Source organism: Streptomyces sp. NPDC088747 (assembly GCF_044751025.1).
Lineage (GTDB): Bacteria > Actinomycetota > Actinomycetes > Streptomycetales > Streptomycetaceae > Streptomyces.
The window spans coordinates 188440-201742 of sequence record NZ_JBIVKZ010000010.1 but is presented as its reverse complement, the minus strand read 5'-3'; the positions used below and the strand labels follow the sequence as shown (position 1 = coordinate 201742).

At 72.8% G+C, this 13303-nt stretch carries 8 protein-coding genes; all 8 read right to left on the bottom strand.

The window, feature by feature from the left end:
• Window positions 1–18: 18 nt before the first annotated feature.
• Complete coding sequence (locus ACIP79_RS24035; RefSeq protein WP_401226542.1) at window positions 19–2046, bottom strand: CocE/NonD family hydrolase; 2028 nt, start codon at window positions 2044–2046, stop codon at window positions 19–21.
• Window positions 2047–2179: 133 nt separating this feature from the next.
• On the bottom strand, window positions 2180–3511 hold the full coding sequence (locus ACIP79_RS24030; protein WP_401226541.1) for an acetyl-CoA carboxylase biotin carboxylase subunit family protein: 1332 nt from the start codon (window positions 3509–3511) through the stop codon (window positions 2180–2182).
• 184 nt (window positions 3512–3695) lie between these two features.
• On the bottom strand, window positions 3696–3947 hold the full coding sequence (locus ACIP79_RS24025; protein ID WP_401226540.1) for a DUF5133 domain-containing protein: 252 nt from the start codon (window positions 3945–3947) through the stop codon (window positions 3696–3698).
• Between the two features lie 103 nt (window positions 3948–4050).
• Window positions 4051–5349 carry a sulfite oxidase gene (locus ACIP79_RS24020; RefSeq protein WP_401226539.1) on the bottom strand — a complete coding sequence of 433 codons (1299 nt, stop codon included), beginning with the start codon at window positions 5347–5349 and terminating at the stop codon, window positions 4051–4053.
• A 500-nt stretch (window positions 5350–5849) separates the two neighbouring features.
• Window positions 5850–7712 carry an SWIM zinc finger family protein gene (locus tag ACIP79_RS24015; RefSeq protein WP_401226537.1) on the bottom strand — a complete coding sequence of 621 codons (1863 nt, stop codon included), beginning with the start codon at window positions 7710–7712 and terminating at the stop codon, window positions 5850–5852.
• Window positions 7713–8557: 845 nt separating this feature from the next.
• Window positions 8558–11422: a DEAD/DEAH box helicase gene (locus ACIP79_RS24010; protein WP_401226535.1), complete on the bottom strand. Its 2865-nt coding sequence runs from the start codon at window positions 11420–11422 to the stop codon at window positions 8558–8560.
• Window positions 11423–11527: 105 nt separating this feature from the next.
• Window positions 11528–12109 carry a sugar kinase gene (locus tag ACIP79_RS24005; RefSeq protein ID WP_387185358.1) on the bottom strand — a complete coding sequence of 194 codons (582 nt, stop codon included), beginning with the start codon at window positions 12107–12109 and terminating at the stop codon, window positions 11528–11530.
• On the bottom strand, window positions 12106–13251 hold the full coding sequence (locus tag ACIP79_RS24000; protein WP_401226533.1) for an ROK family glucokinase: 1146 nt from the start codon (window positions 13249–13251) through the stop codon (window positions 12106–12108). Before ACIP79_RS24000 ends, ACIP79_RS24005 begins: the two co-directional genes overlap by 4 nt.
• Window positions 13252–13303 lie beyond the last annotated feature (52 nt).

The window sequence follows — 13303 nt, the reverse complement described above, 5'->3', positions numbered from 1 at the left end:
CGTGCGGCCGGGGCGGCGTCAGAGGAGATCGCGGGGCAGCGTCTCGTTCCAGGTGCGGGAGAAGACCCGGCGGTCGTTCTCGTAGCCGTCGAGGGTGGCGTCGACGAGGAACTCGCCCTCCGTGCACCGCAGTACCGTGCGGGTCTCCACCCGTACGTCCCAGTCCGCGCGGTGGAAACGCATGGTCCAGGCGGCCTCACCGCTGACCGAGGTCAGGTCGTCGGCGACGGACGCGTAGCGTTCGAAGGCGCGCAGGCCGACGTCGAGGCCGATGTCCTCGTACCGCACCAGCCCGCGGTCCTTCACGATCTCCAGCGCGGAGTGGTAGTCGATCAGGTCGCGCCGCACCTCCCAGCGCTGCTCCGGCGCGGCGAGCTGGGTGGTCGCCAGCGGCGGGCTGCCCTCGGGCTCGCCGAAGGGCTTCAGGGGCAGGTGGTCGGGCGCGTCGACCGGCCGCACCGGCAGCGTCAGGCTGCTGGTCCCTTCGCGCACGCTCAGCAGAACCGGCTTGGGCGGCGGCCACGCCAGCGGCCAGTAGGAGGTGGACAGGGAGAGCCGGACGCGGTGTCCGGGCGGGAACGCCTGGGCCACGCTGTTGAGTTGGACGGTCGCCGAGTACCGCTCACCGGGTTCGAGCGGGCGCGGGTCGCCGGGTGTCTCGCAGTGGGTGAGGTTCAGCAGCCCGTACGTGACCCTGGTGGCGCTTCCGTCGGGGGCGACGTCGGAGAGCCGGGCCGCGACCATCGCCACCGGTTCGCTTGCGGACAGGTCGAGTCGGACGGTCGGGGACCCCAAGATCTCCAATTGCTCGGTGAGTACGTCCGTCTCGAAGACGAGGGAACCGCCGTCCTCCTCGCGCTGGTCGTAGGGGAGGTCCGGCGGGGCGTTGTACGACGCCCACTTGCCGCCGAACTGCCCCACGGACAGTGGCGATCGCACGGTGAGCGTGTCCGTGGTCCCCGGCACCTCGCCGGGCCTGCCGATACGGTGCCGGCTCAGCGGGAGTTCGGTGGGTTCGATGTGCGGGGAGGGCCAGGCCGGCTCGCCCACCCAGCGGCCGGGCCGTTCCTCGTACGACGTGGACGGGGGCACGCTCTCCTGCATCCAGGTCTGAAGCATCGGGCCGTCCATGATGCCGTTGTCGACGTCCTTGAGCCAGTGGTCCCACCAGGCGACGACCTCCTGGAGGTAGCCGATGGCGGGGCCGGGCTCCCCCAGGTGCGGGAACTTGTGCGACCACGGCCCGATCAGCCCCTTGCGCGGTACCTCCAGGTTGCCCAGCAGCCGCGTCACCGCGTTGGAGTAGCCGTCGGCCCAGCCGCTGGAGGCCAGCACCGGGCACCGTACGCGGGAGTAGTCCTCGCAGACCGAGGCGTGCTCCCAGTAGGCGTCGCGGCGCTGATGGCGCAGCCATTCCAGCACCCAGGGGCTGCTGTGCTCCATGCGTTCATGCCACATCTCGCGCCATCGCTCGCCCACCACGGCCGGATCCGGCGGGCAGGTGGCGTAGGCGAACATGGTGCCCGCCTCGGCGAGGTTGTCGGAGAGCATGGCGCCGCCCATGTAGTGCATGTCGTCGGCGTAACGGTCGTCGGTGAAGGACGAGATGACGATCGCCCGCAGGCTCGGGGGCTGCCTGGCGGCCACCTGGAGCGCGGCGAAGGCGCCCCACGAGAGGCCCATCATGCCGGTCCTGCCGTCGCACCACGGCTGGTCGGCCAGCCAGGCGAGCACTTCCTCGGCGTCGGCCTGCTCGCGCTCCAGGTACTCGTCCGTGAGCACCCCCTCGGAGTCACCGGTACCGCGGAGGTCGACACGGGCACAGACGTAACCGTGCCCGGCGATGTAGGGGTGGTGCTGCGAGTCGCGCACCGAGCTCAGGTCCCGCTTGCGGTAGGGGATGTACTCCAGAATCGCCGGCACCGGCTGCGCCTCCGACGAGACCGGCCGCCAGATCCGCGCGGAGAGGTTCACGCCGTCGGACATGGGGATGACGACGTGTTCTTCCTCGGTCGTCTCGTGGGGCAGATTGCTCACAGAACGCATACGGGCGTCCACCTCCTGGTGCTCGCGGCTCGGCTGGTCTGCTGCCCAGCGGCTCGGCTGCCACACGGCCGGGATCTCCGTCCGTGCCGCACGGCGGGCCGCTCGCGGACTCCTCCGTCCGCGGTCGCGCGGCTCAGGCCGTCGTTCCGTCGTCGTCCGCGGGAGCGACTCCGTCGAAGGCCAGGTGCAGTGCGGCGACGCAGCGGTCGAACTTCTCGCGCAGTTCCTCCTCGCTGTCGCCGCCGGTGAAGATGTGGGCCACCTCGAAGCTGTAGCTGTCCTGCTCGGGCATCCGCGACAGCCGCTGGCCCTCGTCGGGGATCATGTCGACGCGGACTCCGGGGATCTCCCGCTCGATACGGCGTACGGCCTCCTCGTCCGGGACGCCGTGGACGACACCGTCGGCGAACCAGCGGTAGTACCACTTGGCGGCCAACCGGTAGGGTCCCGCACCCCGGGCCACGGCCGGGTCCTTGTCGAGGGCGAGGCTGAGCATGTGGTGGTGGTTGGGGACACCGTCGACGTACTCGAAGAGCTCCGCGTGCGACTGCGAGTGCCGGGGGTTGATCTCCAGCAGGTTGAGTTCGTCGGCACCGGGATCGTAGAAGTACTCGATGCTGAAGGTGGCGGAGTCCATGCCGATCTGCTTGATCACCCGCTTCGACACGTCACGCAGTCGCTGCAGGACCGGCGCGGGAAGCGTGGACGGGTACTGGTGGCGCAGGAACGACGAGCTGCCCGGGTAGTTGATGGAGTCCAGCACACCGTAGACGGTGACCTCGCCGTCGTGGACGTATCCCTCCACCGCCACCTGGAGGCCGGTGAGCGCCTCCTCCGCGAGACAGACCTGCCCGCCGACGCCCTCCATCTCGGGCGGCAGGTCGAGCTGGTCGAGGATGTGGTCGAAGGGCCGCCCGACCCGGCTGATGCCGTCGCGTATCTCGGCGACCGCCGCGGCGAACTCCTCCTGGTTCTTCACCCCGAAGGCCAGCTCGGAGGAGTACGACAGCGCGGGCTTGACCCACATCGGGAACGTCATCCCTTCCGGGGGACGCGGATCGGACGTAGACAGATCGACCCTGCCGAAGCGGGGGTGCTCGGTCACGACCTTCTGCTGTTCCAGCCGGCTCCAGTACTTGTGCTCGCACTTGACGATGGATTCGAGGCTGGTGCTCCGCGTGCCGTAGCGCTCGGACAGCAGCGGCACGAGGGTGCTGACCGGGAAGTCCCAGTAGCCGACGATGGCGTCGACCGTCCCGTCGAAACCGTCCAGTATGGACTGGGCCTTCTCCAGCAGGGCGGGCACCGACACCTCGCCGACCTGGAGCTCGTCCATGGTCAGCAGCGGCAGGAACCGGTAGCGCTCCGCGTCGGGGACCGCTTCCAGGGTGCGCATGTTGCTGTCGTCCAGGCCTATGACGAACACGTTCTGCTGATCCACTGTCTCTCCTCTGTCCTCGGGCATGGCGAACCGGTTAAGTGCCTGGTCGGGCACCCGGTTGCAGGGGTCCGACCCAGGTACCCCTCATGATCCGGACCATGCGGCGGGGACGACTCGGGCATGACGCCGACGCACCCGTCGAGGAGAGGACGGGGGAGTCGTCGAGGAGTCGTCGGAGAGTCGTCGAGGAGCTGCTGACCTGCGGATGTCAGCTGGCGGCGAGTTCGGGCCGCGGGCTTCCCACGAGGACGGGGCCGACGTTCCGGGCCGATTCCAGCACCATGTCCGCGGCAGCGATGGCCTCTTCCACCGTGGCCGACGCGGTCGCCGCACACAGGGCGTCGGCGACCTCGTCGAGGGCCTCGGCGGTACGCGCGTTCACGCTGAGCGCGTAGGCGAAACGGGCCTCCGCGTACCGTGCGAGGAGAGTCCGCAGGACCATCGGATCAGCTTCGAGCATCGCAGGCGCGCCTCTCGTCGTGGCTTTTGAACGACGGATTCCCGCTCAACGCGTCCGTACTCGTACCTGTTTTCGCCTCCCGTGCCGCAACGGCCGCCCGCGGTCAGGACACCTGGACGGGGTGCCGGACCACCGCGTCGAAGAGGTAACCCTGCGTGTTCGGGACGGTCGTCTCCGGCTGGGTGCGGCCCGTGGTGTCGGTCGCCCTGGCCAGCAGGGTGTACGTCCCCGGAGTCGTCGGACGCCAGTCGGTGGACCAGCGGACCCAGCCGGTACGGCTCGGCGCGTCGTACAGCCGGGCCCGCCGCCAGTTCGCGCCGCCGTCGGTGCTCACGTCGACGCGCGCGACGCCACGGCCGCCCGACCAGGAACGGCCGGTGAGCCGGTGCCGGGCACCGGCCGCGAGGCTCGCGTTCCAGGTGAGTTCGAAGGCGCTCTTGAGGGTCTGCCGGGTGAGGGGCGCGCTGCCGCCTTCGGGATAGGCGCTACCGAACAGCCGGTAGAAGTCGGTGTTCCAGGGCGAGTAAAGCGGCTGCGCGGACACCTCGATGTCGCCGACCCACTTGATCGAGGCGATGCCCACCCAGGAGGGCACGAGGACGCGTACCGGGTGGCCGTGGTCGGGAGGAAGGGGTTCGCCGTTCATCTCGTACGCGAGCAGTACGTCGTCCAGCGCTTTGGAGAGCGGCAGCGGGCGGCGGACACGACCGAGGTTGGTGCCGTCGACGGTGACGTACTCGGCGTCCAGGCCCCGCGGCAGGACGTCCACGGTACGGTCCGTGAGTCCGGCTCTGCGCAGCACCTCGGCCAGCCTTACGCCCTTCCAGCGGGCCGTGCCGATCGCGCCGAGCGTCCACGCCGTGCCGCTGACCGCCTGGCCCTGCTGGGTCGTGAAGAAGCTGCGCCCGTTGCCCGCGCACTCCACGAACGCCGTGCGGGTGGTGGCGGGGAGCCTCTTCAGGTGGTCGAGGGTGAACTCGACCGGCTTCTCGCCCGCGAGCCCGTCGCCCCAGAGCGTGAGGCTCCACGCCGCGGCGTCCAGCAGGGGCGTGGCCGTGTGGTTGCGGACGAAGAAGTGGTCGTTGGGGGTGTGGTAGCCGGTACCGGCTAGGGACGCGAACTTGGTCTCGGCGTTCGTACCGCGGGCCGTGAACCAGTCGTCCGGCAGGGGTTTCACGATGCCGGGAACGGTCGCGGCGGGAGTCACCGGCGTCCCGGCGGCGGCCGCTGCGGGCTTGCCGAACGCCGTGGGCACGGTGGCGGTGAGTCCGGCGGCGGCGAGGAGCCTGAGCAGGTCACGGCGGTCCACGCCGTCGGCCCGCGCGTCTCCCGCCAGCCACTGGCGGAGTCTGCGTCGGTCGTAGGCGGATTCGGCGTTCGGAAGGTGGGGCGTCCGGGACATGGAGGGGCCTGCCTTTCGGGGCGGGAGGCGAACGCGGGGAGCACGGCGGGGTGCGGCGGGCCGCGCGACCGGGGGACGGCACCGACGGCACCCTGGAGGTGGCGGAACCACGGAGGAGCCATGGCGTCGGAGCTGTGGCGTCAGAACGATGGCGCTGGAGCTGTGACGTCAAAGCTGTTGCGTCGTCGGTGGGACCGGGACGGCCGTGCCACGGACCGGTCCGTGGCGAGGAGCGTCGACGACGCGAGGCTCAGCGACAACGCGAGGGTCAGCGACAACAGCCGCGCGACGAACGCGCGCGGGACCGCGGGACGGGGCGGGGGTCGCTGAGGAACATGACGCCATGCTACGAGTCCGGTCGCCAACTCGCCGGGAAATCGGGGCAGTCGGTGCCGTGAAGCCGCGACCGGCGGGGCGCCGGGGCGGGATGGGCGGCTTGTGCGGGTTGGGCGGGTTGGGCGAGTTGGGCGAGTTGGGCGGGAGGAGACGCGGCGCCCGTGTCAGAGGTCGCCGGACGCGCCGAGGCCCGTGAGCGCGCCGACCGGGTCGAGGTCGGGGGTGCCGCGGGGCCACCAGTCGTCCTGGCCCGGCTCCGACTCGTAGGCGTACCAGAGGCCGCTGTGGCCGAGGCGGAGCTGGGCGTGGCCTCGGGGGTGGGTGAGGTGGTTGCGCCAGGGGCGGAAGGCGGGGAGGTCGGCGGCGAGGAGCAGCGGGCGGGCCCGGTCGAAACGGCCCGCGGGCGGGTCCCAGGGCTCCTCCAGGACGGTGAGCCCCTCGAAGCCGCCCTGCCGCCAGGCGGCCACCGCCCGCGTCAGGTCGGCCCGGGTCCGTCCGGCGGCGGTCGCGAGTGAGGCGTAGAGGGCGCGGGTCGTGACGGTGAGACCGGAACCGGGTCTGGCGGCGGCGAGGCGCACCGCGTCCTGCCAGAGGGTCAGTTCGGCGACGGGGTCGCGGCCCGCGGTGAGGATCGCGTGCGCGCGAGCCGCCGCGTCGGTGGCCAACTGGTCCAGCGCGAACGGGTCCGGGCCGCCCGGCGCGCCGGGGTAGGTCGGCGGCTGCTCGGGGTGCGCGGGCGGTGGGAGCGGCGCCGGGAGGGGAGCCAGTACGCGTCGGGTGAGGGCGTCGCGGGCGCGGACGCCGGGGAGGGGGGCGGGTTCCTGGTCCTGCGCGGCGCGGGCGATCCGGGCCGCGTTGCGGCGGGACAGTTCGTCGAGCAGTTCGCGTTCGCCGCGGCCGCGCAGCAGGAACAGTACGAAGGGGTCTTCGTCCAGCAGCCGTGCGGTCTGGTAGCAGAGGGCGGCGGCGTGCTTGCAGGGGTGCCCGAAGTCGGGGCAGCCGCAGTGCGGTTCGAGCTCGCCGGGGCCGGGGAGCAGGGCGACGCCGCACTCGGCCAGCGACTTGGGCATCTCCTTGTCGAGCAGCGCGGCGATGTCCCCGGGCCGCTCGGCGACCGCGTCGAGGAAACGGTCCCAGTCGCTGTCGGACAGCGTCCCCACCCCGACCTGTACGCGGTAGGGCCGTGGCCTGCTGCCGTGCACGTACGCGAGCACCAGTCCCGGTGTCACCGTGATCGCGTCCACGTGCCCGCGCCCCGCGTACGTCCTTCCCCGTGCGAGCCGCGCGGGATCGAGCGCCCCCTCTTCCAGCGCGCGCACCCACGCGTTCCCCCACCACGTCTCCGCGAAGCCGTCGGCGTCCGACGCCCGCGCCGCGAACGCCTCGAACGTCCGCCTCAACTCGCCGTCACGCCCCGGAGATCCCATGGAACGCGGGAGCCGCGCGGCAACCCCCGGGGGCCGCTCCGCCGACGTCTCGGGCACGAGGTACAGGCCCTGCGTCGCCGCCCTCGCGGGCGAGGCCGGCCCGCCCGAGGCGCCGACACCTGGGGCGCCGGGCTGCGCCGGGGGCGATGAGTTCGGGGGCGCGACGGGCGCGTCCCCGGAACGGGCCGACGGCCGGCCAGGAAGGGCCTCGTGGTCCGACGGATCCGCGGGCGCGACGGGCGCGTCCTCTGACCGTGCGGGATGCCGGTGCGGGGCGGGCGCGTCAGTCGGTTGAGCCGTACGCCGGTCCGCCGCTCCGCGCTCGGCGGAAGTCGGCGGCGACTCCAGGAGTGCGGCTGCTCCGTCATCGGGCTCTGCGGCGGCCGGACTTGGGCTCGCCTCGGACTGGCCGTACGGCGGTGCTGCGGGGCGGCTCGCTGTCTGGTCGGCATCGGCATCGGCATCGGCATCAAGGACGGACGCCTCGGTGGACGCCTCGGTGGACGCCTCGGCGGGTTGCGTCGCGTCGAGGGGTGCCGTGTCGGGCGGTGCCGCCTCCACCGGTGTCGTGTCGAGGCGCGTCTCCTCCGGCTCTGTCACGTCGGAGGGCAACTGGAACGCTCCGGCGAGCAGGTCGCGTAGGTCCTGGGCCTGGGTTCGGCGGTTCTGGTCGCGGGCGTTCTGCCGAGCCCTGGAGGTGGTGGGCGATGAGTCGGTGGACCGGCGGCCCTTGTCAACTCCCCTGCCGCCAGCGCTCGTTGTCCTCTTCGGTGCGGCTTCCGCCCGGTTCCGCCTTGCCACGGCAGCACCCCGCGCGGCGCGCAACGCCTCACGCGCGACGTCTCCCGGGCGGGACCCCTCCGCGACAGGTGCGGCCGTCGGGGTGCTCTCCGCCCCTGCCTCGCCCTCTCCCCCGTCCCCGATCCCGGCCGCAGTTCCGGCCACAGTCCCGGCCCCGGTTCCGATGCCGCCGGCACCGGTTCCAGCGCCTCCGGCCCCGGGGGCAGCCCCGGCCCCGGGCTCGGCAGAAGGCCGGTCGACGGCAGGCCGAGGCGAGGCCGAGTCCGCCGTGGCTCCGTCGGCCACCTCAGCCTCAGCCACATCCCCGTCCACGCGCTCTCCCGACACAGACGCCGACACCGAGGCCGAGGCGGACGTCCCAGGCGTCGCGGGCGTCGCCGACGCCCGCCGCAGAGCCTCCCGCGCCACGTCCCCGGGTCGCCCTCCCGGAGAAACCCCCCTCGGAGGACGCGGACCGGCCGGGTCTCGTTCACCCGGCCCGACAGGCGGCCGCCCCTGCTCACCATCGGCCGCCCCGTCCCCCCGGCCCTCACGCTCCCGCGCGGCCCGCAGAGCCCGGCGTGCCGCGTCGGCGGGGCGGGCCTCGCGCTCAGCGGGCGACCGGTCGGTGCCCTCGGCCCCCGGGGTCTCCTCCTCGTCGGTACTCACTCGGACCTCCGGAGGGACACCAGGTCCGACAGCTCGTGGTCGGTCAGCTCGGTGAGAGACGCCTCGCCGGAGCCCAGGATCGCGTCCGCGAGGGCCCGCTTCGCTTCGAGCATCTCGGCGATGCGGTCCTCCACCGTGCCCTCGGTGATGAGGCGGTGGACCTGGACGGGCTGGGTCTGGCCGATGCGGTAGGCGCGGTCGGTGGCCTGCTCCTCGACGGCGGGGTTCCACCAGCGGTCGAAGTGGACGACGTGCCCGGCACGGGTGAGGTTCAGGCCGGTGCCCGCGGCCTTGAGCGAGAGCACCAGGATCGGGGTCGAACCGCTCTGGAAACGGTCCACCATGTGTTCGCGCTCGGGGATCGCCGTTCCGCCGTGGAGGAGTTCCACGGGGACCGCGCGGGCGGCCAGGTGGGCGGTGATCAGCCGGGCCATGCCCACGTACTGCGTGAAGACGAGTGCCGAGCCGTCCTCGGCGAGCAGCGTGTCCAACAGCTCGTCCAGCAGGGTGAGTTTGCCGGAGCGGGCGGAGGGCCCGTGGGCGGCCGTCCGGGCGTCCTCCTTCAGATACAGCGCCGGGTGGTCGCAGATCTGCTTGAGGGAGGTGAGGAGTTTCAGGACGAGGCCCCGGCGCGCGATGCCGTCGGCGGTCTCGATGGCGAGCAGCGACTCGCGGACCACCGCCTCGTAGAGCGAGGCCTGTTCGCGGGTCAGCGGGACCGGGTGGTCGGTCTCCGTCTTGGGCGGGAGTTCGGGGACGATCCCGGGGTCCGACTTCTTGCGGCGGAGCAGGAAGGGGCGGATCAGCCGCGCCAGCCGGGTCACCGCCTCCTCGTCCTCGCCGTTCTCCACGGCGCGCGCGTGCCGGGCGCGGAAGGACTTGAGGGGGCCGAGCAGTCCAGGGGTCGTCCAGTCGAGCAGGGCCCATAGTTCGGAGAGGTTGTTCTCCACGGGGGTGCCGGTCAGCGCCACGCGGGCGGGGGCCGGAATGGTCCGCAGCGCCTTCGCCGTGGCCGAGTAGGGGTTCTTGACGTGCTGGGCCTCGTCCGCGACGACCATGCCCCAGCTCTGCTGGGCGAGGTGCGCCGCGGCGGACCGCATCGTGCCGTAGGTGGTGAGGACGAAGCCGCCTTCGAGGTCTTGCAGGGTGCGGTCGGGCCCGTGGAAGCGGCGGACCGGGACGCCGGGCGCGAAACGGTTGATCTCCCGCTGCCAGTTGCCCAGCAGCGAGGCCGGGCAGACGACCAGGGTCGGTTCGGCGCGGTCCCGGCGCAGATGCAGCGCGATGAGCGTGACGGTCTTGCCGAGCCCCATGTCGTCGGCGAGGCAGCCGCCGAGGCCGAGGGAGGTCATGAGGTCCAGCCATGCCAGGCCTCGGAGTTGGTAGTCCCGGAGCCGGGCATCGAGGCCGGGGGGCGGCTCGACGGGGACCACGCCGGCCGTCAGCCGGTCGCGCAACGCGGCCAGGGCGCCCACCGGCACCGCCTCGACCGTCTCGCCGTCGACCTCGGCGGTGCCGGTGAGTGCGACGGAGAGCGCGTCGACCGGGTCGAGCAGGCCCAGTTCGCGTTTGCGGGCCTTGCGGACGAGGGCCGGGTCGACGAGCACCCACTGGTCCCGCAGCCGTACGACAGGACGGTGGGCCTCGGCCAGTGTGTCCATCTCGGCCTCGGTGAGCGGGTCGCCGCCGAGGGCCAACTGCCAGCGGAACTGGAGCAGTTCCTCGCTCTCGAAGAACCCGGTGCCGTCCGTGGCCGACCCGGGCGCCGAGCGCACCACTGCCGCCGCACTCAGGTCGTGGGCGAGGTCCCTGGGCCAGTGCACGGCGACTCCGGCCGCGCCGAGCCGGTTCGCCGCCACGCCGAGCAGGTCGGACAACTCCTCCTCGGAGAGTGCGAGCACGTCGGGCACGTCCTGCTCGGACAGCCGGTCCAGGGGAGGCCAGACGCGCGCCGCGCGACGGACGGCGAGGGCGGCGTCCACGCGCGCGCGGGGACCGAACACCGCGTCCGCCTCGCCCGCACACAGCGCGGCGGCGTCCACGACGAGGGTGGGGTCGGCGAGGCTGTGGACCTGCACGACGGCCGCACCCGCGCGGCGCGCTCCCTCGCTGTCGTCGAAGAGCTGGTACGCCGACAGGTCCAGGCGCAGGGAGATCCGCACGCCCGCGTCCATGCCCGCGGCGACCTCCGCGGCCCAGTCGTGACCGCCGGGCAGCCGCTGCGGCTCGACGGCCGCGAAGGGCTTGCCGGAGGTGTAGCGCGCGGCGGGCGTGCGCGGCAGGGTGTCGGCGACCGCGTCCAGGAAGGACCGCATCAGCGCTTCCGGTTCCGGCAGCCGGAGCGGGCCCTTGCCGGGGAGGGGTACGGCATGCCCTTCGTAGGGCAGGGCCGCTGCCACCGCCCTCAGGTGGGCGATGTCGTCCGGGTCCAGTGGGCCCGCGCGCCAGGCGTCGAAGCCCTCGGCCGTCAGCCCCGGCAGCAGCCGCCCGCGCGCGACGAGCCGCAGCGCGTGCAGCGCCGCGGCGCCCCAGCAGGCCGTGGCGGGATGCGCGGCGGGGTGGCGGCGTGCGCCGGCCAGCAGCGGCAGCGCGTCGGCGATCGGCAGGGTCAGGGCGGGGACGGTGCCTCTGCGGGCACCCGAACCGTGCGGCCGTACGACCGTGAGCTCGGTCGGCTCGCCGGACGGCCACCACTGCGTGCTCCCGGCGGACGACGGCGCCCCTCCGTCGCTGGGCGGCGGCTCGCCCTCCGGGTCCCAGAAGGCGACGCGCCCCGCGCGCGGCAGCGGCGCGGGCAGGAATACGGCGGCGAGCCGCACGGGCACCGTCGTCCTGTCCACCGTGTCCATGTCGTTCCGCATGTGCCCGCTCACCTCCCGCCCTTCGGTCGAATCAGTTGTCCTCGACTCTACGGGCGGGGTCTGACAACCGGCCTCGGCGACGGCGCGGGTGAGCTGCGGCGCCCGTCAGGGAGTGGTCCGCGAGACCACGTACACCATGGGGTGCTCGGGGTCGGCGAGGTTCACGACGATGTCCAGGGTGGGTGCCGGGGCCTTCTGCTTGTGGACGAGGCTCGACCACGGGCCAGGGCCGGTGAACTTCCAGCCGACGACCGCCTGGTCGCGGGCGTTGATGGTGAGTTCGTCCGTCTGGAGCGTGGCACGGGTGGCGTCGGCATGGCCGAGGAACCTGTCCAGGCCCGCGCTGTCGGTGCCGAACTGGACGTACAGGCGGCTGGTCTTCCAGTTGTTCGTCTCGTAGTAGGCGACGTCGGTGGACTTGCTCGGGATGGGGATCTCGTACAGGCGGCGCTGGACGCGCGAGGGCCAGCCCGCGGTGAGGCCGGTCGCCGAGTACTTCTTCTCCTTCTGCTTGCCCGCGTCGCGGCTCTGGTTGGCGGAGATCACCAGATAGCCGGCCGGGACGCCGATGAGGAGCCCGATGATCAACAGGGTGAGCGCGCGGCGGCGGAACTTGTGGCGCGGGTCCTCCGGCGGCCGTTCGGGCTCGTCGGGCGGGGATGCCTGGCGCGGCAGCGAGGCCGTCACAGCGTCTCCTGCGAGGTGCGGCGGGATTCCACGAAGCGTTCGTACCGCTCGTAGCGCTCCACTCTGCGGCGGTTGGCGCGCCGGAAGCGGCGGGCGACGAGCCGGGCGAGGTCGGCGGCCCCGACCATGCCGGCCTCGGGGCCGAGCTGGGCGCGGGCGATGCGGGCCTCGGGGCGGTAGCCGCGACCGGTGAGGTGCCTGCGGAACGCGTCCCGCGCCGGGACGATCAGCAGGTCGTCGGCCGCGCTGACGCCGCCGCCGATGACGAAGCAGGAGGGGTCGAGGGCCGCGGCCAGGTTGGCGATGCCGACGCCGAGCCACTGGCCGATGTCCTGGAGCAGCTCGATGCACATGGCGTCGCCGTCGCGGGCCAGCTCGGTGATCATCGGGCCGCTGATGTCGCCGATACTGCCCTTGACGTGCTCGATGAGTCCGTAGGCCACCGGGGAGTCGGCGGCAGCGAGCTCGCGGGCCTCGCGGACCAGCGCGTTGCCGGAGCTGTACTGCTCCCAGCAGCCGCGGTTGCCGCACGGGCAGCGGTGTCCGCCCGGCACGACCTGCATGTGGCCGAACTCGCCCGCCACGCCGAACTTGCCGCGCTTGACCTGGCCGTCCTCCAGGATCGCGCCACCGATGCCGGTGCCCAGCGTGATCATGACGAGGTGGTCCTCGCCGCGTCCTGCGCCGAAGCGCCACTCGGCCCAGGCGGCGGCGTTGGCGTCGTTGTCGACCAGCACGGGGACGGCGAGGCGGCTGGAGATGCGGTCCCGGAGGGGCTCGTTGCGCCAGGACAGGTGCGGGGCGAACAGGACGCGGTTGCGGTCGGCGTCGACCCAGCCGGCCGCGCCGATGCCCACCGCGTGCACGTCGTGCCGGTCGGAGAGGTCCAGGACCAGTTCGACGATGGTGTCCTCGACGACCTTGGGGCTCTTGGACTTGTCCGGCGTCTCGGCGCGGAGCTTCTCCAGGATGTTGCCGTCGGCGTCGACGACCCCGGCCATCACCTTCGTGCCGCCGATGTCGATGCCGACGGTGGGAACACGGGGGGCCGTGAGGTGGGAACGGCGCTCGCGCGTACCCACGGTCCGCAGGACGGTGGCCCGCGCGGAGCCGCGGTGTGCGAGGTCGCGGTAGGTGCTCATCGCGCCGATTCTGCCCTACTCGCGCGCTGGCCTGCACGGTGGGAGACCGTGG